Here is a 24,194-nt window from a genome sequence, read left to right on the forward strand (position 1 = left end):
GAATCGACAGCTAGGAGGACTTAGACAGTGAGCGCGACCGCTGGTCAGGCCGACGGCGTACGCAGCCTGGCGGACCGGTTCGGCTTCGAGCCGAACATGGTGGTCATGGAGATGGGCTACGACGACGATGTCGACGAGGCCCTCCGTGACGCCCTGACCGAACGTGTCGGCGAGTTGGTCGACGAAGACACCGACGAGGTCGTCGACGCGGTGCTGTTGTGGTACCGCGACGGTGACGGTGACCTTTTCGAAATTCTCACCGACGCCCTGGGCCCCCTCGCCGACAACGGCGTGGTGTGGCTGCTGACCCCCAAGGCGGGCCGGGACAACCACGTCGAACCGAGCGAGATCAGCGAGTCGGCCCCCACGGCCGGCCTGCAGCAGACCTCGACGGTCAACGCGGGCAAGGACTGGACCGGTGCCCGGTTGGTTTCCCCCAGGGGCAACAAGAAGAAGTAGCTCACTGCCCTCCACCACCGGTCGGCGTCCGTCAGGACGCCGACCCGGTTAGGGTTGTGCCCATGCCGCTCGCCGTCGGTGCCACAGCGCCCGAGTTCGCCCTGAAAGACCAGAACAACCAGGTCGTACGCCTGACCGACTTCCGCGGTCGCAAGGCGGTGCTGCTGGTGTTCTACCCGTTCACGTTCACGGGCACCTGCCAGGGCGAGCTGACCGAGATCCGCGACAACCAGACCGACTACCAGAACGACGCGGTCCAGGTTCTGGCGGTGAGCGTCGACTCGGTCTACGCCCACAAGGTCTGGGCGACGCAGGAGGGCTTCGACTTCCCCCTGCTGGCCGACTTCTGGCCGCACGGCGAGGTCGCCCAGGCCTACGACGTCTTCCACACCGAAGGCGGCATGGCCAACCGAGGCACGTTCCTCATCGACCGCGACGGCGTGATCCGCTTCGCCGAGATGCAGGGCCCGGGTGAGCCCCGAGACCAAAAAGCCTGGCGTGCCGCCCTGGACGCCCTGCCGGCCTGAGCCTCCGCGCCGGCGGCCGATCTCCGCTGGGAGCTCACCACTCCAGGCCGGTCTCACACCTCGCGGAGGGCGAGATCGGGCAAGGTACGATGACCACTCCGGCGCAGCCGAAGCCGGGCGCGTAGCTCAGTGGGAGAGCACTCGCCTTACAAGCGAGGGGTCGTAGGTTCGAAACCTACCGCGCCCACGAGTCGGGGCTCACTGTGTCCGCGGAGTGCGCGGACGTGTCGCCTCGTCATTCCTGCTCCGGGGGCCGAGCCCCCGGAAACCCCACGGTGCGAGTGCGCGGTGAGTGGTCCGCTCGCGGCTCGCGTCGGCCCTCGGCACCCTTGGCAATGACCGACACATGGTCGGCGCACTTTCGCCGCGCTCGCGTGCTGAGCCTCGCTTGGCCGGCGCGCTTTCGTGTCGAGCCGCGCCCTGGTCTGTGCGTTGTGCTGAGACTCGCGCTTGTTCGGGCCGCAGGCTTCGCCGTCGAGCCGTCGAGCCGTCGAGCCGTCGAGCCGTCGAGCCGTCGAGCCGTCGAGCCGTCGAGCCGTCGAATGGGGAGTGCCCTCCCTGCGCCGACGCGCTGGAATCCGCGCTGCGTCCCGGAGCGCTGAGCCACGACGGCCTTCGCTTATGGCGTTCGGAGGGCCGGCTGGTGCGCTGCCGGGCGGGCGGGATGGGCGCAGGTCAGGACGGGAGCGGGGCGCTTTGGGGCGCGGAGGTTTGCAGGGTCTGGCGGCGTTGTAGGGCGAAGTCGAGAATCAAGGCTATGTAGATGGCGGCCACTGTGTAGCAGGCTGCGGCCTCGGCGGGCTGGATGGTGTTGTCGGCGCGGGTGTTGATCAGGATCAGAGCGGTCAGCGCGGCCAGGAAGGCGACGTTGGCGGTGTCGGTGCGGGACCAGGCGGCGCCGGGGCGGTTCATGCCTCGTAGGGCCTGCTCGCGTAGGTGCTGCAGGAGGAAGACGAAGGCGGCGGCGCCGAAGGTCACCCAGAGCCAGCCCCACGGGTCGCCGCCGGCTACGTCGGCGACTCCGTCGGTGAGGAGGGAGCCGCCGATGTAGCCGGCCAGGATGGTGCGGGCGAACTGCGGGCGGGCGGAAAGGTTCACACCGTGAGTATCGCGGCCTGGGCGAAATCGCGGTGCTTGAGCTTGGCCCGGCGGCCGTCCGGGTGATGCCAGACGATGCCTTCGTACTGGGGGTGGGCCAGCAGCCAGTCGCGCAGGGCGGCGAAGTCGCGGGGCACGTCGAAGCGGTCGGCCTCGGCGTGGGCGACGAGGGCGTGACCGCGTACGCCCTCGGGGTTGCCGTTGACCTTGACCCCGATCAGCTCGTAGGTGCCCGGCTTGAACGCGCGGCGCTCGGTGGCCAGCGCCTCGTCGTGGTAGCGGGCGTAGGCCGACTGCGCGATCGGCTCCCAGCCCACAGTCTTGCCGGTGACCTCGTCGGTCATCACGGCGCGGTAGCCCGGCGGCCGGGTGCGCGCGGGCCGCACCTCGCGCCGGGCCCACCACACGCCGTCCTCGTCGAGAAGCACGCAGGTGCCGTCGTATTTGCGGGTCGCGACTCCTTCACCGTCAAGAACCCATCGGCAGCCGGGGTGCACCTCGTCCAGCAGGCGCTTCCGGTTGTCGGGGTCCCGCAGGAACAGCGTAGGAATCTTGTTCATGCGCTAGATCGTCGCACCGGACTCAATCGGTTTTCGCCCGGTGTCGAGTCACATGCCGCCACCCCCGCAACCACCTCCGCAGCCGCCGCCGGGAGAGGAACTGCCGGGAGGGAGCGGGCCGTAGGTGTTGCGGCCGCGGATGAGGCGGCCGGTGCCTCCGGCGTGTTGCAGGCACAGGGCGCCGGGCAGGTCGTGGCACGTGCCGCGGCCGCCGCAGTCGGCCAGATAGCGGTGGCCGCCGGGGAACGCCACCTGCTGGTCGACGCGGAACAGCAGCGGCAGCGTGGCCGGTCCGCCGCCCTCGTCCTCGCGGGCCAGCTTCAACGTCTCGGCCAGCCCGGCCGGCGGGCGGTCGTCGGCGGGCGGGAACGGGCGGCCGAACGCCCGCGTGGTGAAAGCGGCGTAGTCGGTGGACTGCCGGGACAGCTCGCGCCACAGGGCGTGCGCCGCCGACGACGGCATGGCCGGGCGGGCCCGGGGGTGGCGGGCGGTCAGGCGGAACCACTGGCGGGTCGCCGACTCGATCTGGTCGAGACCGGCCTGGGACAACGTGTCGTGCTCGGACGCGAAGCGCTGGCGGACGAGCGCCGGGAAACGAAAGGTGTTGATCGCGTCGAGCCGGTGGGCGGTGCGGTGCCAGCTCATCGTCCGAGGGTGCGCCCGGCCCTCGGCAAGGGTCATCGGACGTTCGTCCGCCGGTCGTGTCGGATCACGGACCCTTGCCGCGTCACCAGCGGTGATGCTGTCACCCTGGCCTCCACACAAGCACACGTGAAGCACCGCCGGAAGGATGCCGGATGCCCGAGATATCGCCGGATCTGTTGCGGCGGTGGTATCGGTCCTTCGAGGAGGACACCGCCGACCAGGCCGTCTATCGGCCCGCCGACTTTCCGTTCCCGCCCAGCCGGGCGCCGCGGCCCAGCTTCGAGCTGCGGCCGGGCGGGGGCTATGTCGAATACGCCGCCGGGGCGGCCGACCGGGCCACCGCCAGCCGGGGCAGCTGGGAGCGGGGAGAGGGAGACGCCGTCCGCGTCCGGGCCGGCGCCGGGACCCGCGTGCTGCACATCGTCGCGCACGACGAGCAGGTGCTGAAGATCCGCAAATAGCGCGAGGAGATGAGGCCCGATGGACACCGCCGACATCGTCGAGACACCGGCACGGCGCCGCTGCGGCAGCGAGGACGTGCACCGCCGGCTGCTCAACGAAAGCTTGAACTACCGTCTCAACCGGGCCGCCATCGAGAACCTCGCCTTCGCCTACGCCACCGGGCAGGATCAGCCCTCGCGGACCGAGGTCGTGATCGTGCCGGTGGTGGTCCACGTCGTCCACAGCACCGACGAGCAGAACGTCTCGGCGGAGCAGATCGACAGTCAGATCGCCGTGCTCAACGAGGATTTCCGCGCGATCAACGCCGACGTCAAGAATGTGCCGAAGGTGTGGCAGGGCCTGGTCGCCGACGCCCGTCTCGAGTTCCGCCGGGCGAGCGTCGACCCGCAGGGCAACCCGACCGACGGCGTCACCCGGCGGCGGACCGGCGAGCGCTCCTTCTCGGACGACGAGGCGGTGAAGTTCACCGCCCGCGGCGGCGCCGACGCCTGGCCGGCCGACCGGTATCTCAACGTCTGGGTCTGCCAGCTCGGCGGCGGTCTGCTCGGTTACGCACAGTTTCCCGGCGGGCCGCCGGCCACCGACGGTGTGGTGATCACCCACACCGGTTTCGGCACGACCGGTACGGCGGCCGCGCCCTTCAACCTCGGGCGGACCACCACCCACGAGATCGGCCACTGGCTCAACCTCTTCCACATCGGCGGCGACGACGGCACGGGCTGCAGCGGCACCGATTTTGTGTCGGACACCCCCAACCAGGCCGGCCAGAACTTCGGCACGCCGGCCTTCCCGTCGATCACCTGCAACAACGGGCCGGACGGCGACATGTTTGTGAACTACATGGACTACACCGACGACGCGGCGATGGTGATGTTCACCCACGGGCAGATCCTCCGGGTCGAGGCATGCCTGGCCGGCCCACGCCAAGGCCTGATCCCGACCGGCACAGACCCGGCCGAAACACCGCCGGCCGAAACACAGCCGACCGAAACACAGCCGGCCGAAACACAGCCGGCCGGCGGCCGATAGGGCCGCGAGAGACGGCGCCGGCGCAACGACCGTTTGCGGGCACCACGCCCGCCGGCGACCGGTCACCGCGCCGGCGCGTCACCCCGCGGGGACGGCTGTTGGCCGACAGCCCGCCCCGGATGTGGTGGCGCCGGTGGAGCCGGGCGCGTGCACCGCGCCCGGCCCCACCGACCTTTTCAGCCGGCGGCCTCGGACGGGGCCGCCAGGGTGGCCGGCTGCGAATCGGTGGCCGGGCCACCGGCGCCGGCCGTGCCCGCGGGCCGCGGACCGCCGGTGGGTGACAGCTCGCCGAGGAGCTCGAGCCGGGCCCGGATGCCGCCGGCGCTGCGGCCGAACTCGGCCACCAGGTCGCGCCGGCGCGCGCCGGCCCGATGGCGCTCGATCAGGCGTGCGTCGTCGGCCGGGCTCCAGCGGGCGCCCTGGTTGGGGTGGCGGTCGTGCCGGTCGGGCGGGGGATCGGCGGGAACCGGGGCCGGCCGGGCCCGGGTCATGGCGGTCAGGCCGGCCAGGGTCGAGGTGAGGACATCGGTGAGCGTGGGCAGGTCGGCCGGGGAGATGCCGCCGCTGATCTCGCTCACCACGTGACCGTCGCCGTCGCTGCTGACGATGCAGAGGTCGATGCGGTGATCGTCGGTGGGAAAGGCGGTGACCTGGTAATCGATCTCGCCGAGCACGAGCCGGCGGTCGAGGGTGATGGGGGATGACTGGAGGGCGGTGTCATTCATGGCCGTGACCCTAGGGCCACCCTCCGACAGTTTTCGGCGGTGGCGGACGGGCGGTCTCAGGGGATCCGGGCGGCCAGCACGCGGACGCCCGGGCCGTCGATCTCGCCGAGCACGGAACCGCGTCCCGTCACCGCCATCATCAGCGCCTCGGCCGGCCCGCTGACCACCGCGCCGGCCCCGTACGCCCAGTCCAGATCGGTCGCCTCGAGGCGCAGCCCGGCCAGCCGCCGGCGCGGCGTGAAGCCGACCGCCCGGCCCCCGGTGAGGAAGTCCAGCGACATCCGCAGGTGGTCGAGGCCGAGCCCGTGCGGCAGCCCGAGCGGCCGCCGCATGTCCTGCCCGTGCACCTGGAGGTCGGTGAGCTGCCCCGGGTAGCCCACGATCGGCGGGCGGAAGCCGGCCGTCGCGTGACGGCGCAGCGCGTCGGCCAGCGCGGCCGCGGGTTGTGCGGCGGTCGTGACGGCCAGCCGGGCATTGGCCCGGTGGAGGCGGAATCCACTGCGGACCATCGCCGAGAGCATCGCGCCGGGCGGGGTCCCGACCGCGGCCACCAGATGCCCGGCGACCTGCTGGACGGTCCACGCGCCGCAGAGGCTGGGCGTGGCCAGCTGGGCCGGGCTCAACGAGTCGATCAGGTCGGCCACCCGGTGTCGTTCCTGCGCGATGGCTTTCCGGACGGGATCGGTCACCGGCTCACCCTACGCACCGGCGGCTCAGACCTGGGCCAGCCACCTGCGGTAGTGCGTGGCGAACGGCTCGTCGTCACGGACGAGCGCCTCGCGCAGCTCGGTCCCGCCGCCCAGCGCCCCGGCGACGATCTCGGGTGGATAGCCCAGCTGGTGGCGGTGCTGCTCGAACTCATCCTCGTCCTCCACCTCGACCCGGCGGTCGCGGTAGCGGACGACGTCGATGTCGAGGTCGATCACGGTGATCTCGGCGTCGCCGGTCCACCGCAACGGCGTGATCACGTCGCAGTAGACCTCCCGCTTCGCGGGCTCGGCCAGGAACATGGCCATCCACCACTTCCCGGCCGGCAGCAACCGAACGGCCGACACCTTGGTGCGCCCGGTCGGCCGGGTGCCGTAGTGGTAGGTGACGGTGGTGCCGCGCGGGGTGGCCAGCCAGATGCCGTACGCGTCCTCGCCGAGCAGCCGGGCCGTCACCTGCCGATGCGGCCGCCCGTCGAACTTGCGCAGCACCAGATCGACCAGATCCACGCGGCGAGGCTACAACGACTTCCCGAGAAGACGCGCCCGAGGCACCCGGTTCGCACCCGAGCGGATTCTCAACCCGGCCCTCCGATCACCGATTGCTGAGAGTGCCGGCGGGATGTCCCGCCGGTGGGCGGGCCCCGGTCGGCATCCCCCCGGCGATCGGGCCCGCCCTGCGACCGCAACGTGATCGGAAGGCGGAGGGCGCATGCCGGCGGAGCTGTACATCGGCATGGATGCCGAAAAGACCGTTCTTTCCCCGTACGCCCTGAGGTTGCGCACCGGCCGGGCCGTCCGGCATCGCACCGGGTCGGTCACCGAGGTCGTCCCCACCGAGCCGAGCGGTGTCAGCCGCGAGGCGCGCCTGGCCTCGGCCTCCCGCCTGAGCCTCTCGTTGATCTTCGTCTCCGCTGCTCTCTACGCCGCCGGCGTGCCGTGGTGGCTGTCCGTCGCCGCCTCCGTCGCCGTCGTGGCCACCCGCTGGTACCGCCAGGACCGCGCCGCACGGACCGCCTCGTTCGAGATCCCGGCCGGCGACGGCGTGCACGTGCTCCACACCGACGAGGAGCGCGCCGTCCTCCAGCGGGCCGTCGGCGTCTCCCGTCGCATCCGCCGCACCTGGCCCGCCCTCCCCGGCATGATCGACCCCGACCTGGCCGACCGGTCGCTGACCGGTGCCCTCGACGACCTGGGCGCCCTGCTGGTGCGCCGGCAGGAGCTGCGCCGGCTGCGGGCCGAGCTCGCCGGCGTACGCCGGCAGGACGTCCCCGCCGACAGCCCGGCCGTGCACGCCCTGGTGGCCCAGCGCGAGCGCGCCGATCAGCTGTGGCGAGAGACCGGGGTGCGGACCAACCGCATCCTGCGCAGCCTGGACCGGACCGCGCTGGCCGGCGAGGCGTTCCTGCGGGAGCGCGAGATCGGCGAGACCGCCCGGCAGGCCGAGCTCGTGCTGACCGGCCTGGCCGACCAGCACGCCGCGCCGGGAGCCGGTTCCGGCCCCGAGCTGGCCGAGCGGACGGCCGCGGTCATCACGGCTTATCGGGAGCTGGCGGCAAGGTGATCACGGCTTGCCGGGAGCCGGCGGCAAGGTGATCACGGCTTGTCGGGAGCCGGCGGCAACAGGTCAACGTTGATCATCGCGCCCGCCATCAGACCGGCGGCGGCCGAGGTGACCACCTGCCCCATCGGGTCGGCGATGTTGCCGGCCACCCAGACGCCGTCCACCGCGGTACGCCCGGTCGGGTCGACCGCGGGCACGTAGGTGCCGACGCCCATCGGGTGCTCGACCGCCTCGAGCCCGAGCGACGTCAGGAACCCCGCCCGCGCCTCGAGCCGGGTGGTGACGACCAGATAGTCGCGGGGCACCAGACGGCCGTCGGTCATCCGGACGCCGCCGTCCTCGACCGCGGCGATCTCGTCCAGGGTGAGCAGGCGGACGTCCGGGCTCCACTGGCTCCACAGCCGCACCTTGTCGTCGTTCTTGGGGTCGTCCGGCGCCCCGATCACCCCGATCGCCCGGCCGCGGACCTCGTAGCCGTGGCAGTACGGGCAGTGCAGCACGGTCGAGCCCCAGCGCTCGGCCAGCCCGGGCACCTCGGGCAGCAGGTCGACGACGCCCGCGGTCACCAGCAGCCGCCGGGCGTGGTGGACCGAGCCGTCGGCCAGAGCGACCTCGAAGCCGGGCGCGGCCGAGACCACCTCGCCCTCGATCACCTGTCCGCCGTACCGTTCCACCTCGGCCCGCCCGGCCGCGCGGAACTCCGCGGGGCTCATCCCGTCGCGGGTCAGGTAGTTGTGGATGCCCTCGGCCGGGGCGTTCCGGCCCTGGCCGGAGTCGATCACCAGCACCGAGCGCAACGCCCGCCCGAGGGCCACCGCGCCGCTGAGCCCGGCCGGTCCGCCGCCGATCACAATCACGTCATGAGTCATGTCCTCATGGTGGCCACGATTCCCCGGATTTGAGAAACTTCTTTGCCATGATGGCAAACAACGAGGACGTTCTGCGGGAGGTCGGGCCGAGGCTGCGGGCGTTGCGGCGCGACGCCGGCATCACGCTCACCGCGCTGGCCGACACCACCGGCATCTCGGTGAGCACGCTCTCGCGGCTCGAGTCGGGGCAGCGCAAGGCCACCCTCGAGCTGCTCCTGCCGCTGGCCCGGGCCTATCACGTGCCCCTCGACGAGCTGGTCGGCGCGCCGCCGACGGGCGATCCCCGGGTGTACGCCCGTCCGATCCACCGCTTCGGCCAGACGATCCTGCCGCTGACCCGCAATCCCGGCGGCCCGCAGGCGTTCAAGCACATCATCGAGGCCGGCCGCCCGCCGGAGCCCGATCCCAAGACGCACGAGGGCTACGAGTGGCTCTATGTCATGAGCGGCCGGCTGCGCCTCGTCCTCGGCGAGCACGACCTGGTGCTGCCGGCGGGCGAGGCGGCCGAGTTCGACACCCGGGTGCCGCACTGGTTCGGCAGCGCCGAGGGCCAGGCGGTCGAGTTCCTGTCGATCTTCGACCGGCAGGGGGCCCGCATCCATGTGCGGGCCCGCCCCAAGAAGAGTTCATCCGTTTGAGTGACTCGACCGTCACGCTGTGAAGCACTACGTTGTCATTCGATATGCCGTCCACATCCAGCCGCGTCTCGGTGGCCGGGCGAACAACAGCGCCCGCGTCACCCGCCGCGCCGCGCGGTCGACAGCTGCCGGGGCACGGTGAGCCGCGGCTCGCGGACCGTGCCGAGGGCGTCGGTCAGCAGGTCCTGCACCACCTCGGCGGCGGGCAGTTGCCAGTGGGTCCGCTCGGGCGGCACCGCCCAGCGCACCGGCCCCTCGGGCATCCGGCTGGGCGCGGCCGGGATCCACGAGCCGAGTCCGTGGCGGACGACATCGAGCCGGTGATCCAGTTCGGACCGCAGCGGCGTCCCGGGCGCGACCAGGAACGTCCAGCGGCCGGCGGCGGTGACGCCGACCGGCCCGCAGGCCTCGGCCCGCCGGTTGAGGCGGACGGCGCCCAGCACCCGCAGCCCGAGCCGGGCCGGCACCTCCAGGGCGTCGAAGGTCCGGCCGGTCACCAGCAGCACACTGTGCGGCCGGCGACGCCACCAGGCCCGCACCTGGGCCGGGTCGGCGCTCGCGGTGTCCTCCCAGGACTCGAGCGCCGGGTGGCACGCCATGATCGGGCAGCCGGGACGGCCGCACGCGAAGCGGTGACCGGTCAGTCGCGCACCCGGGGTGACCGCCCATCCGTGCGCCGCGTAACGCAGCGCGGCCCGGCGCAGACGCCGGCGATCGAGAGCGGCCGGCGGTACGAACGGTCGATGCGTACTCCACTGCATAGCTCGATAACCCCCGATCTAGGTGGTCCGGTGCTATATCAACCGGAGACGCCGTATCCAAGTGCGACACGCTTCGTTGGTTCCGGCAGATCCACCCTTTGCAAGTTGCATCAAAAACTACGAGCATCGGTAAGCAGGCGATCACACACTCTGTGCGACATGCGCGGACGTGGAGGGGTCAGACTGCAGATGACACAAGGGCTTGCCGGCGGGGGTCGTCGGTGAGTCGGGGGAGGCACCGTGGACGAGCTGCCGATCGGCCGCCGCGTCGCCTATTGGCGCGGCCGACGCAAGATGTCACAGCAGGTTTTCGCTGACCGGCTGGGAAAGTCCAAGAGCTGGGTCGACAAGGTGGAGCGGGGAGTCCGCCGGCTCGACAAGTTCTCCGTCGTCTACGAGATCGCCGACGTTCTCCAGGTCGATGTTCAGCTGCTGCTGGGTAAGGACGTGGAGCGCCGGCCGGAAACGCAGAACTGCATCGACCAGGTCGAGGTCGAGGAGATTCGCGCCGCTCTGGAGCGTTATGACCAGATGAGCGCGTTCTTCCAGGCGGTGCCACACTCGCCGCCGCTGGCCGAGATGCGCAAGGCGGTGAGCCACGCCTGGCTGACCTATCAGCACGCGAAATACGGCGTGCTGGCCCGCATGCTGCCCAAGCTGCTGCGGGACGCCCAGGCGGCCGACAGCGCCTATGCGACCGGGGCCGAGGCCAAGGACGCGGCCCACCTGCTGGGCCAGGTCTATCAGATCGCTTCGTCGGCGCTGCGCAAGGTCGGCGAGCACGAGCTCTCCTGGCTGGCCGCCGACCGCTCGATCGCCGTGTCCCAGCGGGCCGGTGACCAGCTGCTGGCCGGGCTGGCCAGCTTCCGGGTGGGCAGCGCGCTGCTGGCCCTGGGCCGGGTGCGGCCCTCGCTCGAGGTCAATGTCAACATCGCGAACCGGTTGGCGCCCGCGCACACGTTCGAGCCCGAGCACAAAGGTCAACGGCTTTCGGTGTACGGGATGTTGTTGCTCAACGGGGCGATGGCGGCCGCCCGCATCGGCGACAGCGCGACCGTCCGCGATCTGCTCTGCGGCGCCGAACAGGCGTCCCTCGAGCTCGGTGGGGACTTCAACCACTACTGGACGAGCTTCGGCCCGACCAACGTGCAGCTGCACCGCTGCGCCGCGGCGGTCGAGCTGGGTGACGGCCGCGCCGCGGTCGACACCCACGAGAGGATCGACGTGGTCGGCTTCAACGCCTTGTTGCCGGAGCGCCGGGCGCACCACTTCCTGGACATCGCCCGCGGTTACACGCAGATCGGCAACATCGAGAAGGCCAGCGAGATGCTGCTCGAGGGCGACCGGCTCGCCCCGTCCGAGATCCGCTGCCGCCCGCTCGCACACGAGGTTCTTTCCGACGTGCTCCGCCGGACGCGGGGCACTCCGCCGGCTCCGATCGCGGAGCTGGCCGAGCAGATGGGAGTCGGGGTATGAGTGGGATCCGGACGTGACGATCGGTAACCCGCGCGGTGTGCTGTATGTCCTGGTCTGTGGCTCGCCCATGGCCCGCGACGTCGGGATCCTGGTCGGTCTGGCCCAGCAGGAGGGCTGGGACGTCTGCGTGATCACGACACCCGACGGCCGCAAGTTCGTCGACGTGGCCGCGCTCCAGGCGCAGACCGGGCATCCCGTACGCACCTATTACAAGACTCCCGGCGACCCCGACGTGCTGCCGCAGGCCGACGCGATGATCGTCGCGCCCGCCACGGTCAACACCGTCAACAAATGGGCCGCCGGTATCACCGACACCCTCGTGCTCGGCCTGCTGGTCGAGGGCTACGGCTACGGCGTGCCCACGGCCGTGGTCCCGTACACGAACAAGGTCATGGCCCTGCACCCCGCACTGCACGAGAGTCTCGCCAAGCTGCGCGACTGGGGCGTGCACGTGCTCTACGGCGAGGACGTCTGCCGGCTGGGCGGGCCCGGACAGACCGACCGGTTTCGGGGCCAATTCCCCTGGCGGCGTGCTTTGCAGGCGGTCAGCAGCCCGGTGTCGATGAGCAGCGGCAGCCAGGTGGAACCGGCGTAGGCCTGTCCTGCCCGTCCGGGGACCGCGGCCCGATAGAGTTGTCGGCCGTGACCGATGCCGCCGCAGCACCCACCGTCCTCGACGTGGTGAACGCCCTCGACCGGCGCTATCCGCGCGACTGGGCGGAGTCGTGGGACCGGGTGGGGCTGGTGCTGGGCGACTTCGAGCGCCCGGTCCGCCACATCATGTGCGTCGTCGACTGCGTGCCCGAGACGGTCGACCAGGCGCTCGCCGTGCGGGCCGACCTGATCGTGGCTCACCACCCGTTGCTGCTCAAGCCGGTCTCCTCGATCGCGCCCGACACGTACAAGGGCCGGATCATCCACCGGCTGATCCGCAACGACGTCGCGCTCTACAGCGCGCACACCAATGCCGACGTGGCCGCTCCGGGCGTGTCCGACGCGCTCGCCGCCCGGCTCGGCCTGCGCGACCTGCGCCCGCTCGTCCCGGCCACGGGCGCCGCCGCCGGTGAGGGCCGGGGCATCGGCCGCATCGGTGAGCTGGCCGAGCCGATGGATCTGGCCGAGTTCACCGGCTTCGCGTCCACCCGGCTGCCCACCACGGCGGCCGGCATCCGGGCCGCCGGCGACCCGGCCCACATGCTGCGCACGGTCGCCGTCTGCGGTGGCGCGGGCGACTCGTTCCTGGCCGACGCGACGCGGGCGGGCGTCGACGCGTACCTTTGTGCCGATCTTCGCCACCATCCCGCCAGCGAGCATCTCGCCGAGGACGGACCCGCGCTGATCGACGTCGCGCACTGGGCGACCGAGCGCCCGTGGCTGGACGACGTCGGTGCCTGGCTCGGCGAGGAGTTCGGCGCCGCCGTCACCGTGTCTGATCTGGACACCGACCCCTGGACAGTGCACGCCCGGGACGTACCCGAAAAGAAGGAGCCCCTGCTGTGAAGGCCTCGCCGGAAGCCCAGCGCCGATTGCTCGACCTGCAAGCCGTCGACACCGCCCTGGCCCAGCTCGCGCACCGGCGCAAGTCGCTGCCCGAGCTCGCCGAGATCGAAGCCGTGGCGCGGGAGCTGTCCGCCCTGGAGGACGAGCGGGTCCGCGCCCAGGTCGCGGTGGACGACCTCGACCGCGACATCAGCCGGTTCGAGAAGGACATCGAACAGGTCCGCACCCGCAAGGACCGCGACCAGCAACGGCTCAACGCCGGCGGCGCGCTGCGCGAGATCGAGGGCCTGCAGCACGAGATGGCCACGCTCAACCGGCGGCAGTCCGAGCTCGAGGACGCCGAGCTCGAGCTGATGGAGCAGCGCGAGTCGGCCGAGGCCGCGCTGTCCGAGGTCCAGGGGCGGATCAACGCGGCCAATGAGCGCCGTACGGCGGCCGAGCGCCGCCGGGACGAGGCGGTCGCCGACATCACCAAGGAGCAGGAGTTCAAGACCTCGTCGCGGGCCCCGCTGGCCGCCGACCTGCCGGGTGACCTGGTCGGGCTCTACGACAAGATCCGGGCCGAGTCCGGACTGGGGGCCGCGCTGTTCCGGTCGGGCCGCTGCGGCGGGTGCCGCATCGAGCTCTACGGCGCCGACCTCAACCGGGTCAAGTCGGCCGCGCCCGACGACGTGGTCCGCTGCGAGGAGTGCCGCCGCATCATGGTCCGCACCGCCGAGTCCGGCCTATGAGGGTCACGGTCGAGGCCGACGGCGGGTCCCGGGGAAATCCGGGCCCGGCCGGGTACGGCTCGGTGGTGCTCGACAGCGCCGGCGAGGTGCTGCTCGAACGGCAGGGCTCGCTCGGCGTCACCACGAACAACGTCGCCGAGTACACCGGTCTCATCGAGGGGCTCAAGGCGGCGATCGAGCTGGGCGCCACCGAGGTCGACGTCCGGATGGACTCCAAGCTTGTGGTCGAGCAGATGTCCGGCCGCTGGCAGATCAAGAACGCCGGGCTGCGCCCGCTGGCGGCCGAGGCGGCCCAGCTGGTCGCCCGGCTCGGCCGGGTGACCTTCGAGTGGATCCCGCGCGAGCGCAACAAGGCGGCCGACGCCCTGGCCAACCGCGCGATGGACGAGGCCGCGGGCAAGCCGGTGACCGACCGCGTCGTCCGGGAGATCATTCCGGCCGCACCGGCCGCCCCGAAATCGTGGGCACCGCCGTCGCTCGACGACGCGACTCGGTTCATCCTCGTCCGCCACGGCGAGAGCACGCTGACCAAGCAGGGCCGTTACTCGGGTCGGGGCGACGTGCCGCTCTCCGATGAGGGTGAGGCGCAGGCGATGGCGGCCGGCGGCCGGGTGGCGGGCATCGCGCGCGACGTCACGGCGATCGTCAGCTCGCCGCTGAGCCGCTGCGTGCGTACGGCCGAATTGATCTCGGCCGAGGTGGGTGGCGTGCCGGTGACGGTGGTCGACGACCTGATCGAGGTGGACTTCGGGTCGTGGGAGGGGCTGACCTTCGCCGAGGCGCAGGAGCGGTTCCCGCGCGAGATGGAGGCGTGGCTGGGCTCGACGAGCGTCGCGCCCCCGGGTGGCGAGTCGTTCCAGGCGGTGGCCAAGCGGGTGCGCGGGGCGATGGCGACGGTCCTGCAGACGTACGCGGGTGGGGTTGTCGTCGTGGTTTCGCATGTCTCGCCGATCAAGCTGATCCTGCGCGACGCCCTGGCCGCCTCCGACGCGTTCCTGCATCGGCTCTACCTCGACACGGCCGGGGTGTCCACGATGGATGCCTGGCCGGACGGCAACATCGCCGTGCGATCGGTCAACGAGACGGCTCACTTGCGCTGACCTTCTTGCCTCCAGGGTTCGAGACGTTTAGCTTCCTCAATTAGGAAACTTTCTTCAACGTTATTGCCCCCTGGAGGGCTCATGCGCGTTCTGACCCGCCGTCTCATAGCCGTGGCGGCCGTCGCCGCGGTGGCCTCGACCGCCGCCGTGACACCCGCTCAAGCGAGCGTCAAACCGTTCGTCAAGGTCGGATACTTCACGCAGTGGGGCATCTACGGCCGCGACTTCCAGCTGGCCAAGGTGCAGAACTCCGGTGCCGCGGCCCGGCTGACCCACATCAACTACGCGTTCGGCCCGGTCACCGCCGACGGGCTCTGCGCCTCGGCCGACGCCTGGGCCGACTGGCAGACCCCGTTCTCGGCCGAGAACAGCGTCGACGGTGTCGCCGACGTCGCCGGTCAGCCCCTCTCCGGCAACCTCAACCAGATCGCCGAGCTCAAGAAGAAGAACCCGAAGCTGCGGGTGCTGATCTCGCTCGGCGGCTGGTCGGGCTCGAAGTACTTCTCGGACGCCGCGCTCACCGACGCCTCGCGCTCGAAGCTGGTCACGTCCTGCGTGGACCTGTGGATCAAGGGCAACCTGCCCGGCCTGCCCGCCGGGGTGGCCGCCGGGATCCTCGACGGCATCGACCTCGACTGGGAGTGGCCCGGCTCGGCCGGCGAGGTCGGCAACATCATCCGGCCCGAGGACAAGCAGAACTTCACCCTGCTGACCGCGGAGTTCCGCAAGCAGCTCGACGCCCTGTCCCGGACGACGAAGAAGCACTACGACCTGACCGCCTTCCTCCCGGCCGCGCCGGTCAAGGTCGACGCCGGGTTCGAGGGCAAGATCTTCAAGTACCTCGACTTCGCCACCGTTCAGGGCTACGACTTCCACGGCTCGTGGGAGGCCCGGACCAACCAGCAGTCGGCCCTGCGCGTCCCGGCCGGCGCGCCGGACAACCCCGACTTCTCGTCCGAGGTCGCGATCAACAAGTGGCTCTCGCTCGGCGCCCCGCGCAAGAAGCTGGTGCTCGGCCTGCCCTACTACAGCCAGGGCTGGACCGGCGTGACGGGCGGCGGCAACGGCCTCTTCCAGCCGGCCGCGGGGGCCGCCCCCGGCAAGTTCGCCGCCGGCACGGAGGACTACAAGACGGTCAAGACGCTGCCCGGCTTCAAGACCTACCGCGACCTCAAGTCGGGTCACGCGTGGCTCTTCGACGGCACCACGTTCTGGACCTACGACGACCCGGCCGCGCTCCTGCAGAAGACCCTGTGGATCCGCACCAAGGGCCTGGGTGGAGCCATGATGTGGTCCCTCGACGGCGACGACGCCAACGCGTCGCTGACCAAGGCGGTCTCGACCGGCCTCTGGACCCCCTGACGCAGGCTCGGCGGCGGTGCGCGATCCGGCGCACCGCCGCTCGGCGCAGTTCCCGTGCCGCTCGGCGCACGATGATCGCCTGTGACCGGGGTGCGTCGTTAGCGTGACTGTGACCGTCTCCACAGTTACGAGGAGGTACGGCTGATGGCGGACCCCGAAACGCCGAAAGCGGTGCCCGCACCCCGCAGCGATCGCAGCCCGTGGAACTGGCTGCTCCTGATCCCCATTGTGCTGCCGGTGCTGACACCACTGTTCAACCGCGACGACCCCCGGCTGTGGGGCTTCCCGGCCTTCTACTGGATCCAGTTCCTGTTCATCCTCGTCGGCGTGGCCACCACGACGATCGTCTACCGCTCGACGAGGAAGTGACCCATGGGCGATCACATCACGGAGATCGTTGTCTTCACGCTGCTCTTCCTGCTGGTCAGCGGCATGGGTTTCGTCGCCGCGCGGTGGCGGGCGCCGAAGGACATGGAGCACCTCGACGAGTGGGGGCTGGGCGGCCGCAGCTTCGGCGGGTGGATCACCTGGTTCCTGATCGGCGGGGACCTCTATACGGCGTACACGTTCGTCGCCGTACCCGCTCTGATCTTCGGTGCCGGGGCGGCCGGGTTCTTCGCCGTGCCGTACACGATCATCATCTATCCGCTGTTCTTCCTGATCCTGATCCGGCTCTGGTCGGTCTCGCACCGGCACGGCTTCGTCACGCCGGCCGACTTCGTGCGTACCCGGTTCGACTCGCCGACGCTGGCGCTGCTGGTCGCCATCACCGGCATCGTCGCCACCATGCCGTACATCGCTCTGCAGTTGATCGGCATCGAAGCCGTGCTCAAAACGATGGGCGTGACCGGTGACAGCTTGCTCGCCCGGCATGCGCCGATCATCATCGCGTTCGCGATCCTCGCCGCGTACACCTATCAGTCGGGGTTGCGGGCGCCCGCGCTCATCGCCTTCGTCAAGGACACGCTGATCTACATCGTGATCCTGGTGGCGGTCATCTACCTGCCCTACAAGCTGGGCGGCTGGGGCACCATCTTCGACGCGGCCGAGGCCAAGTTCAACGCCTCGCCCAACCCGAACGACGGCATCACCCTGAACGCCAACAACCAGCTCCAATACGTCACGCTGGCCCTCGGCTCGGCGCTCGCGCTGTTCCTCTATCCGCACAGCATCACCGGCGTGCTGGCCGGCAAGAACCGCAACGTCATCAAGCGGAACATGTCGGCGCTGCCCGCCTACAGCTTCCTGCTCGGGTTGCTCGCCCTTCTCGGGTACGCGGCCATCGCGTCCGGGGTGAAGCCGCTGCCCGGGGCCACGGAGGGCACGGTCGACAGCAACACGGTCGTGCCGCTGCTGTTCGACATGCAGTTCCCGGCGTGGTTCGCCGGGGTCGCGTTCGCCGCGATCGGCATCGGCGCGCTGGTGCCCGCGGCCATCATGTCGATCGCCGCGGCCAACCTGTTCACCCGCAACATCTACAAGGAATACCTGCGCAAGGACGCGACCCACGCCCAGGAGGCGCGCGTCTCGAAGATCACGTCCCTGGTGGTGAAGGTCGGGGCGGTCGCCTGCATCGTCTTCCTCGACCCGCAGTTCTCCATCGACCTGCAGCTCATCGGCGGCATCATCATCCTGCAGACCGCGCCGGCGGTGGCGCTCGGCCTGTTCACCCGCTGGCTGCACCGCGGCGGGCTGATCGCCGGTTGGGTGGTCGGCATGGCCCTGTCGATGTGGATGCTGTGGCAGATCCCGAACCCGGCGAACGGGAAGGCCCACTTCGGTGGCTCGGCCTTCCCGCTGGCGGACTTCGGCTTCGACACCAAGCGCACCATCTACGTCGGCTTCGTCACCGTGCTGGTCAACCTGCTGGTGGCGATCATCGCCACGGTCATCCTGCGGGCCATGAAGAGCCCGGAGGGTGTGGACGGCACGACGCGGGACGACTACTACGCCGACGAGGGCGACCCGCGCATCGACAAGGACGTGGCGGCCACGGTCGACCACCAGTCCTCGACGTAAAGCCTGGCCCGCTCCCGGGTCAAGGAGACGCCGCGCCCTCCGCCAAGGGCGCGGCGTTCTCTGTTGTTCAATGGCATCGTGACGCGCGACTGGGTCGGCTGGCATGACGATTACGAGGATCCGGGCTCCTCGCTGTCCCGGCGCCTCGAGGTGGTCCGGGAGCAGCTGCGACCGCTGCTCGACCGCCCGCGCCGGGTGATCAGCATGTGCGCCGGCGACGGCCGTGACGTGCTGCCGTTGCTGCCGGCGGGTTCCCAGGCCGTGCTGGTCGAGTGGGATCCGGTGCTCGCGGCCCGGGCTCGCGAGGCCGCGCCCGACGGGGTCACGGTGCTCACCGCCGACGCCGGCACCACGACGCCGTACGCTTCGGTCGCGCCGGCCGAGGTCCTGCTCGCGTGCGGCGTCTTCGGCAACATCCCGTACGAAGACACGGCCCGCACGATCGCGGCGTTGCCCAGCCTGCTGGCGCCCGGCGGCACCGTGATCTGGACGCGAGCCGGCTCCGAGGCGGGCGTGGTGCGCGACCTCTTCGCCGCCACCGGGTTCACCGAGCTCAGCTTCACCGCCCCGCCCGACGCCCGGTTCCGGGTCGGCGTGCACCGCCTGGCCCGCGACCCCGACCCGTTCCTACCGGACGTCCGCCTCTTCACCTTCGTCTGACTCACCGAGATAGAGGCAGAACGGGTGCCCGGCCGGATCGATCATGACCCGTACGGTGGCCTGGGGTTGAAACTCGGCCGGCGTCGCCCCCATCTCGACCGCGTGCGCCACCGCCTCATCGAGATCGTCCACTTCGATCTCCAGGTGCATAGACATCTGCGGGCGGCCCGGCTCAGCCGGCCACACCGGCCGCACGTAGTTCTTCTCGGTCTGGAACCCGAGGTTGTAGCCGGCGTTCTCGGACGGCGCGACGGACCCGCCCAGCCCACTCTCATCCGGAAAGAACTGCCAGTCCAGCAGCCGCGCATAGAACCGCCCCAGAGCCACTCCGTCCGGCGCGTCCAACGTCACGCCCCACCACTGCTTACGCCTCCGTAGCGGCATCGCCGCTCCTTTCTCGGCCCGATCCACCACGGAACCAACCGTCACATCGAACGTGAAAGTCCACAGTGGCAATCCACGGTAATGGGTCAGTCGGCCAGTTCTCATGACTGATCGGCGCTTCGGTCTATCCGAATACAACGCTCGCCCGGGCGTAGCCTGCGTGAACATTGCGTTACGAGGGGTGACTTATGAGTGAGGATACTTGGCTTGCTGCCCGCCTCATTCCCACATCGGGGATCAATGGCGCTGACGAGCAGGAGCGGCGGGCCACGTCGGCTCTCTTGGCGGTGATGAGCGCCGTTCGAGAGTTCGGCCGGGCGTTGACGCAGCCGCTGGGCGCTCCGGCCGGCGCGGTGCAGACCTACATCGAAGTGCCCTTCAAGCTGGGCGACGGGAAGTTCTTTCCGGACGGGCTGATCCGCGTCTCACGGGGCCAGCGTGAGTGGACGGCACTGGTCGAGGTCAAGACCGGAAGTAACGAGCTTCAGGTCGAACAGCTCGAACGGTATCTGGACATCGCGCGGGACCAGGGGTTCGACGCTCTTCTCACAATCTCCAACCAGATCCCGCCCGTGCCGGGGCAGCACCCCACGGCAGTTGACAAGCGGAAACTGAAGAAGGTGGCCCTGCACCATCTGCCCTGGTCGGAGGTGCTCACCGCTGCGGTCATGCAGAAGGAGTACCGCGGCGTCGCCGATCCGGACCAGGCGTGGGTCCTGGGTGAGCTGATCCGATACCTGGAGCATCCGAAATCCGGCGCTCTCGAGTTCAGCGATATGGGGCCTAACTGGGTCTCGTTCCGTGAGTCGATCGGCGCGGGCACCCTTCGCGCCACCGACGCCGCCGTAGCCGATGTCGCCGGTCGATTCGATGCGCTGATCAGATTCGCCGGGCTCAAACTCGGGCGTCGATTGGGGACCGAGATCGTGCCTGCCTTGACCAGGCGGGAACTGGCCGAGCCGGCGACACGAACTCAAGCCCTGGTGACTCAGGTGACGACCACAGGTCTGATGACCGGTGGGTTACGCATTTCGGGCGCCGTCGGAGCGCTTTTTGTCAGCGCTGATATCCGTGCAGGCAAGATCACTTGCTACGTCGATGTCGACGCTCCGCGCGAGGGTAAGCCGACCACACGTGTCAACTGGTTGGTGCGACAGCTCAAGCAAGCTCCGGAAACCGTACGGTTGGAGTCGTTTGCGGCATACTCCCGAGGGCCCGGGAATACTGAGCTTCTGCGGGCCGTGCGGGAAAATCCAGGACTCCTCGTGGGCGACCCGACCAAAGAACTGCGAATGTTCCGAGTAGCCGCCAACTCGGCGGCCGGGACCAAGCGCGGCACAGGACGAGGATCGTTCATCGAGTCGGTTCTCTCCGCGGTCGACGACTTCTATGAGCAGGTTATCCAGAACCTCAAGCCCTGGATGCAGGCTCCGCCGAGGCTCCGGGCCCCGGAGGAGGTGGTTGTCGAACCGGTGTCAGCCTCTCTGGTCTCGACGGCGATCTCGTCGCAGGACGGGCCGCAGGAGACGAAAGGCGACGCTGAGCCCGCCCCGGCCTGATTTCGGGGCTCAAGAGGGTGGATCTCATCCGGCGGCCGTTTCGCTTACTGTCAGGAATGTGATCAGTAGCGATGTTCTGGATCTGCGGCGGGCCCGGGTGGCCACGTCGGCGATCTTTGCCGCTCATGGGGCGGTGACCGGGACGTTCGCGGCTCGGGTGCCGTGGATCGCGGACCAGGTGGGGGTCGGGCCGGGTGGGCTGGGGATCGCGCTGTTGATGCCGGGGGTCGGGGCGCTCGTGGCGATGCCGTTGTCGGGGCGGCTCGTGTATCGCTTCGATCTGCGGTCGCTGGTCCGGGTGCTCATGCTGTGCTGGGTCGGGGCGTTGCTGCTCCCGGCCCTGCCCAGCACGTTGTGGCTGCTCTGCCTGACGCTCGTCGCCTACGGGGCGGCGGCCGGGCTGGCCGACGTGGCCATGAACGCGCACGCCGTGCTGGTCGAGGAGCGGTACGGCCGGTCGGTCATGTCCAGCTTCCACGGGTGGTGGAGTGTCGGCGGGCTGGCTGGGTCGGCGATCGCCGTGGTCGCGGCTCGGGAAGGACTCGGGGCGCCCGCGCACTTCGCCATCGCCGTGGCTGTGCTGGCCGTCGTGGTGCTGGTGGCGTCGCTCGGGATCGTGCCGCACCGGCCCGAGCCGTCGCTGGCCGAGCCGCCCGCGTTCGCGCTGCCGTCGAAGGCGGTGCTGCCGATCGGGCTGATCGGGTTGTGCGCGGTCTTCGCCGAGGGCGCCAGCCTCGACTGGGCCGCGGTTTACGTACGGGATCTGTTGGACAGCCCGGCCGCGACCGCCGCCGCCACGGTGTCCATCTTCTCCGTCTGCATGGCCGTGGCCCGCTTCGGCGGTGACTGGGTGGTGCGCAGACTCGGGCCGGTCACGACGGTCCGGATCAGCGGAGTGTGTGCGACCGCCGGCGCCCTCATGATCGTGCTGCTCGAACCGGTGGGGCTGGTGATCGCGGGCTTCGGACTGCTCGGCATCGGCATCGCGGTGGTGGTGCCGCTGGTCTTCGCGGCGGCCGGGCGCAGCAGCGAACACCCGGGGCGCAGCATCGCCGGGGTGGCCGGCATCGCGTACGGAAGTGGTCTGATCGCCCCGGGCATCATCGGTGGCATCGCCCACCTGTCGTCGCTGACGGTCTCGTTCGGCGTGATCGTCGGCCTGATGGTGATCATGACGCTGGCAGCGTCGGTCCTCCGTCGCTAGGCGGTGTGCGCGGCGGTCGACGGCCAGATGCCGCCGTCGGCGAAGCGGGTGGCCCAATAGAACGGGTTGACCTCGAGCAGCGTGCGTGCCGCCCAGCCGGACGGGCTTCGCCGGTCGTCCACAGCCACCTGGACCTCGGGCCCCCACAGGGCCAGGCGCTCCTGGCAGATGCCGCACGGCGCCAGGACGAAGACCTCCGTGCTGCCCGCCTTCCGGCTCACGCAGACCGACGCGGTCACCCGCTTGTCCCATGTGTAGGCCTGGCAGATGGCCCCGGTCTCATGGCACAGAGTGACGCCCATGTTGATGTTGTCGAGGCACACGCTGGTGAGGATCTGCCCGTCGGCCAGATAGAGGGCGGCCGCCCCGCCGTACTCGTCGCCCGGCCATCGGCGGTTCATCTGATCGATGGCCGCGTCGACGAGACGCTGATCGAGTTCCATGGCGCGAGGTTACGGCAGCCGCCGGCTGGAGACGGCGCGGTCAGTCCTGCTTGCTAGACGGGATGTGCATGTTGATGATCTGCACGGCCAGTTCGGCCGCGAAGATCACCGGCGCCGCGCGGACGGCCATCGCCCGGTTGGGGTGGGGGTGGCCGTCGCGGGTGAGGCGGGCCAGCCAGTGCTTCTGCAGCCGGCGGCGGCCGAGCGTCACCCCGATGGTGAGGGCGAGGGAGCCGGCGATGGCGAGGGCCCGCCCTTTGTCCATCGTGAAGTCGGGCGGGCCATCCTTGGCGGGTTGGGTGTCCGGTTGCTCGTGCCGGGACATCAGGTCCTTGCGGATCTCGCGGTAACTCTGCCGCCCGTCGGGCGTGGCCAGATAGCCGAGCCCGCTCGCCACCACCGCGCCCGAACGGGCCAGATAGCGCTTCGCCGGCGGCAGATCGCGGGCCGCCAGCCAGGCACTGGTGAGCGCCGCCTGGGAGGCGGCCCGGCCGACGGCGTGCGCATAGGATCGAGAAGCCATGGACTGACGGTAGTCCGCACGGGCAACGGGACCGGTGGTCAGACCGCCCGGGCGATGCAGATCCGGGCGTTCAACCGCGGGCCGGCTTCGTAAAACATGTATTCCACGCCGCCGTCGGTGCCGAAGGACGGGGCGGCGGTGCGGCCGTTGTCCGGGGCGGCGGGGGAGTGGAAGACGCCCAGGTGGTTCTCGCGGTCGAAGGCGTTGCCGACCTCGGTGATCCGCATCTTGCCGTCGTTGCCGTGATAGGCGACGTACGTGGTGTTGTTGCGGACCACCAGCGACGGGCCGGAGATGTCGGTCAGGCCGTCGGGCTCCGGGTTGACCAGCGGCACCTGCGCGAACTGCCACTGGTCCCAGCCGTTCGGCGACCAGCCGTGATAAATGCGCCGCTTCCCGGACAGCACGCCCATGTAGACCATGACGTACCGGCCGCTGTGCGCGAAGACCCGGGCGTACGAGGTCTCGGTCAGGCCGGGTACCAGGCGGGTGCTCAGGATCGGGGTCTCGTCGCGGAAGGTGAGGCCGTCGGACGAGCGGGCGACGCGGGTCGTGGTGTTCTCGCCGTGCCAGTAGAGCAGGAACTGGCGGGTGGCCGGCTCCCAGGTGACGTGCGGTGACGACACGTGCGAGACGGTGCCGCCGCCGGGGAGCACGTTGTCGATGATCGGGTTGCCGGGATGCTCGGTGAACGGGCCGTCGAGCGAGTTGGCCCAGGCCACGCAGATGCCACCGGGCTTCTCGTGGGGTGCGTAGTAGAGGTAGTAGCGGCCGCGGGCTCCGCTGATCTTGTCGTAGACGCCGCGGATGCAGGGGAAGATGAACTCCCCGGTCGGGTTGTAGCGCAGCGGCAGCGTGAGCGCGTCGCGCAGATACCGGTAGGTGGGCATGCCGGCCGGCCCGGCGGCCCGGGCTGTGCCGGGGATGGCGAGACCGGACACGCCGGCCGCGCCGACGACGGCGGCGCCGCGAAGCAGGGAACGTCGATCCATGAGACGACCTCCGAAGCGGGGGAGCGGCGCTCGGGACGGGTAGCGCCGACGCATCGAAGTTTCGCCACCGTTAACAACCGTGGTCAAGGTGCTAATACCTATTAGTGCTGGAGATTCCTTGACGATCACCGATCTGGTGCCCGACGATCGGTTCACGTTTGTTAATGCGTATTAGCGGCGTAACAGAGGAGACTCCG

Annotated in this window: 29 protein-coding genes and 1 tRNA gene; 18 read left to right on the top strand and 12 right to left on the bottom strand. The window is 70.3% G+C overall.

Annotated features, from left to right (window positions below; genetic code table 11):
• Positions 1-27 precede the first annotated feature (27 nt).
• The 3 genes from NAG42_RS34420 to NAG42_RS34430 all read left to right on the top strand — a co-directional run bounded on the left by NAG42_RS34420 (position 28) and on the right by NAG42_RS34430 (position 1,173).
• Positions 28-459, top strand: a complete 432-nt coding sequence (locus tag NAG42_RS34420; protein ID WP_250036210.1) for a DUF3052 domain-containing protein — start codon at positions 28-30, stop codon at positions 457-459.
• 62 nt (positions 460-521) lie between these two features.
• Entirely contained in the window at positions 522-986 is a 465-nt protein-coding gene (locus NAG42_RS34425; RefSeq protein WP_250036211.1) for a peroxiredoxin, read from the top strand.
• A gap of 115 nt (positions 987-1,101) precedes the next feature.
• Positions 1,102-1,173, top strand: a tRNA-Val gene (locus NAG42_RS34430).
• 488 nt (positions 1,174-1,661) lie between these two features.
• Here NAG42_RS34430 and NAG42_RS34435 read toward each other — a convergent pair.
• Genes NAG42_RS34435 through NAG42_RS34445 form a run of 3 tightly spaced genes read right to left on the bottom strand, consistent with a single transcriptional unit; the run spans position 1,662 to position 3,289 of the window.
• Positions 1,662-2,084 carry a hypothetical protein gene (locus tag NAG42_RS34435; RefSeq protein ID WP_250036212.1) on the bottom strand — a complete coding sequence of 141 codons (423 nt, stop codon included), beginning with the start codon at positions 2,082-2,084 and terminating at the stop codon, positions 1,662-1,664.
• On the bottom strand, positions 2,081-2,644 hold the full coding sequence (locus NAG42_RS34440) for an RNA ligase 1 family protein (protein ID WP_250036213.1): 564 nt from the start codon (positions 2,642-2,644) through the stop codon (positions 2,081-2,083). Before NAG42_RS34440 ends, NAG42_RS34435 begins: the two co-directional genes overlap by 4 nt.
• 48 nt (positions 2,645-2,692) lie before the next feature.
• Positions 2,693-3,289 (bottom strand): UCP032817 domain-containing protein, encoded by a 597-nt coding sequence (locus tag NAG42_RS34445; RefSeq protein WP_250036214.1) that lies wholly within the window; start codon positions 3,287-3,289, stop codon positions 2,693-2,695.
• A 152-nt stretch (positions 3,290-3,441) separates the two neighbouring features.
• Here NAG42_RS34445 and NAG42_RS34450 point away from each other — a divergent pair, with 152 nt between their 5' ends.
• Positions 3,442-3,750 carry a hypothetical protein gene (locus NAG42_RS34450; RefSeq protein ID WP_250036215.1) on the top strand — a complete coding sequence of 103 codons (309 nt, stop codon included), beginning with the start codon at positions 3,442-3,444 and terminating at the stop codon, positions 3,748-3,750.
• 19 nt (positions 3,751-3,769) lie between these two features.
• Positions 3,770-4,780, top strand: coding sequence for a zinc metalloprotease (locus NAG42_RS34455; RefSeq protein WP_250036216.1), 1,011 nt, complete (start codon positions 3,770-3,772; stop codon positions 4,778-4,780).
• 176 nt (positions 4,781-4,956) lie between these two features.
• Here the strand turns inward: NAG42_RS34455 and NAG42_RS34460 are convergent, their stop codons facing one another.
• Genes NAG42_RS34460 through NAG42_RS34470 form a run of 3 tightly spaced genes read right to left on the bottom strand, consistent with a single transcriptional unit; the run spans position 4,957 to position 6,722 of the window.
• Entirely contained in the window at positions 4,957-5,505 is a 549-nt protein-coding gene (locus tag NAG42_RS34460) for a hypothetical protein (protein ID WP_250036217.1), read from the bottom strand.
• A 56-nt stretch (positions 5,506-5,561) separates the two neighbouring features.
• Complete coding sequence (locus tag NAG42_RS34465) at positions 5,562-6,194, bottom strand: maleylpyruvate isomerase family mycothiol-dependent enzyme (protein ID WP_250036218.1); 633 nt, start codon at positions 6,192-6,194, stop codon at positions 5,562-5,564.
• 24 nt (positions 6,195-6,218) lie between these two features.
• Positions 6,219-6,722 carry a DUF402 domain-containing protein gene (locus tag NAG42_RS34470; RefSeq protein ID WP_250036219.1) on the bottom strand — a complete coding sequence of 168 codons (504 nt, stop codon included), beginning with the start codon at positions 6,720-6,722 and terminating at the stop codon, positions 6,219-6,221.
• Positions 6,723-6,924: 202 nt separating this feature from the next.
• On the opposite strand from NAG42_RS34470, the gene NAG42_RS34475 reads away from it, so the two are divergent.
• Complete coding sequence (locus NAG42_RS34475) at positions 6,925-7,776, top strand: hypothetical protein (RefSeq protein WP_250036220.1); 852 nt, start codon at positions 6,925-6,927, stop codon at positions 7,774-7,776.
• 32 nt (positions 7,777-7,808) lie between these two features.
• Here NAG42_RS34475 and NAG42_RS34480 read toward each other — a convergent pair whose 3' ends face one another.
• A complete protein-coding gene (locus NAG42_RS34480; RefSeq protein ID WP_250036221.1) occupies positions 7,809-8,645 on the bottom strand; it encodes an NAD(P)/FAD-dependent oxidoreductase in 837 nt (278 codons plus the stop codon).
• Positions 8,646-8,695: 50 nt separating this feature from the next.
• On the opposite strand from NAG42_RS34480, the gene NAG42_RS34485 reads away from it, so the two are divergent.
• On the top strand, positions 8,696-9,283 hold the full coding sequence (locus NAG42_RS34485; protein ID WP_250036222.1) for a helix-turn-helix domain-containing protein: 588 nt from the start codon (positions 8,696-8,698) through the stop codon (positions 9,281-9,283).
• Between the two features lie 98 nt (positions 9,284-9,381).
• On the opposite strand, the gene NAG42_RS34490 is transcribed toward NAG42_RS34485, so the two are convergent.
• Positions 9,382-10,044: a bifunctional DNA primase/polymerase gene (locus tag NAG42_RS34490; RefSeq protein ID WP_250036223.1), complete on the bottom strand. Its 663-nt coding sequence runs from the start codon at positions 10,042-10,044 to the stop codon at positions 9,382-9,384.
• A 240-nt stretch (positions 10,045-10,284) separates the two neighbouring features.
• On the opposite strand from NAG42_RS34490, the gene NAG42_RS34495 reads away from it, so the two are divergent.
• From NAG42_RS34495 to NAG42_RS34535, 9 genes are all read left to right on the top strand, one after another.
• Positions 10,285-11,520 (top strand): helix-turn-helix domain-containing protein, encoded by a 1,236-nt coding sequence (locus tag NAG42_RS34495; protein WP_250036224.1) that lies wholly within the window; start codon positions 10,285-10,287, stop codon positions 11,518-11,520.
• A gap of 67 nt (positions 11,521-11,587) precedes the next feature.
• A complete protein-coding gene (locus tag NAG42_RS34500; RefSeq protein ID WP_250036315.1) occupies positions 11,588-12,115 on the top strand; it encodes a flavoprotein in 528 nt (175 codons plus the stop codon).
• A 47-nt stretch (positions 12,116-12,162) separates the two neighbouring features.
• Complete coding sequence (locus NAG42_RS34505; RefSeq protein ID WP_250036225.1) at positions 12,163-13,020, top strand: Nif3-like dinuclear metal center hexameric protein; 858 nt, start codon at positions 12,163-12,165, stop codon at positions 13,018-13,020.
• Complete coding sequence (locus NAG42_RS34510; RefSeq protein WP_250036226.1) at positions 13,017-13,751, top strand: zinc ribbon domain-containing protein; 735 nt, start codon at positions 13,017-13,019, stop codon at positions 13,749-13,751. Before NAG42_RS34505 ends, NAG42_RS34510 begins: the two co-directional genes overlap by 4 nt.
• Positions 13,748-14,851: a bifunctional RNase H/acid phosphatase gene (locus NAG42_RS34515; RefSeq protein WP_250036227.1), complete on the top strand. Its 1,104-nt coding sequence runs from the start codon at positions 13,748-13,750 to the stop codon at positions 14,849-14,851. Before NAG42_RS34510 ends, NAG42_RS34515 begins: the two co-directional genes overlap by 4 nt.
• A gap of 81 nt (positions 14,852-14,932) precedes the next feature.
• Positions 14,933-16,213, top strand: a complete 1,281-nt coding sequence (locus NAG42_RS34520) for a glycoside hydrolase family 18 protein (protein ID WP_250036228.1) — start codon at positions 14,933-14,935, stop codon at positions 16,211-16,213.
• A gap of 144 nt (positions 16,214-16,357) precedes the next feature.
• Positions 16,358-16,582, top strand: coding sequence for a DUF3311 domain-containing protein (locus NAG42_RS34525; protein ID WP_250036229.1), 225 nt, complete (start codon positions 16,358-16,360; stop codon positions 16,580-16,582).
• Between the two features lie 3 nt (positions 16,583-16,585).
• Entirely contained in the window at positions 16,586-18,232 is a 1,647-nt protein-coding gene (gene mctP / locus NAG42_RS34530; protein WP_250036230.1) for a monocarboxylate uptake permease MctP, read from the top strand.
• Between the two features lie 78 nt (positions 18,233-18,310).
• Positions 18,311-18,892 carry a class I SAM-dependent methyltransferase gene (locus NAG42_RS34535; RefSeq protein WP_250036231.1) on the top strand — a complete coding sequence of 194 codons (582 nt, stop codon included), beginning with the start codon at positions 18,311-18,313 and terminating at the stop codon, positions 18,890-18,892.
• Here NAG42_RS34535 and NAG42_RS34540 read toward each other — a convergent pair.
• The gene (locus NAG42_RS34540; RefSeq protein ID WP_250036232.1) at positions 18,860-19,276 is read right to left on the bottom strand and encodes a VOC family protein; all 417 of its coding nucleotides are present in this window, start codon (positions 19,274-19,276) and stop codon (positions 18,860-18,862) included. The two genes, NAG42_RS34535 and NAG42_RS34540, sit on opposite strands and share 33 nt — an antisense overlap.
• 188 nt (positions 19,277-19,464) lie before the next feature.
• Here NAG42_RS34540 and NAG42_RS34545 point away from each other — a divergent pair, with 188 nt between their 5' ends.
• Complete coding sequence (locus tag NAG42_RS34545; RefSeq protein ID WP_250036233.1) at positions 19,465-20,835, top strand: stress response protein; 1,371 nt, start codon at positions 19,465-19,467, stop codon at positions 20,833-20,835.
• A 58-nt stretch (positions 20,836-20,893) separates the two neighbouring features.
• Complete coding sequence (locus NAG42_RS34550) at positions 20,894-22,039, top strand: MFS transporter (RefSeq protein ID WP_250036234.1); 1,146 nt, start codon at positions 20,894-20,896, stop codon at positions 22,037-22,039.
• Here the strand turns inward: NAG42_RS34550 and NAG42_RS34555 are convergent.
• Genes NAG42_RS34555 through NAG42_RS34565 form a run of 3 tightly spaced genes read right to left on the bottom strand, consistent with a single transcriptional unit; the run spans position 22,036 to position 23,997 of the window.
• A complete protein-coding gene (locus NAG42_RS34555) occupies positions 22,036-22,482 on the bottom strand; it encodes a cytidine deaminase (protein ID WP_250036235.1) in 447 nt (148 codons plus the stop codon). The two genes, NAG42_RS34550 and NAG42_RS34555, sit on opposite strands and share 4 nt — an antisense overlap.
• A 40-nt stretch (positions 22,483-22,522) precedes the next feature.
• On the bottom strand, positions 22,523-23,005 hold the full coding sequence (locus NAG42_RS34560; RefSeq protein ID WP_250036236.1) for a hypothetical protein: 483 nt from the start codon (positions 23,003-23,005) through the stop codon (positions 22,523-22,525).
• Between the two features lie 38 nt (positions 23,006-23,043).
• The gene (locus NAG42_RS34565) at positions 23,044-23,997 is read right to left on the bottom strand and encodes a glycoside hydrolase family protein (protein WP_250036237.1); all 954 of its coding nucleotides are present in this window, start codon (positions 23,995-23,997) and stop codon (positions 23,044-23,046) included.
• Positions 23,998-24,194 lie beyond the last annotated feature (197 nt).

The sequence above is a fragment of the Paractinoplanes maris genome, assembly GCF_023544465.1.
In the GTDB taxonomy this organism is placed as follows: domain Bacteria; phylum Actinomycetota; class Actinomycetes; order Mycobacteriales; family Micromonosporaceae; genus Actinoplanes; species Actinoplanes maris.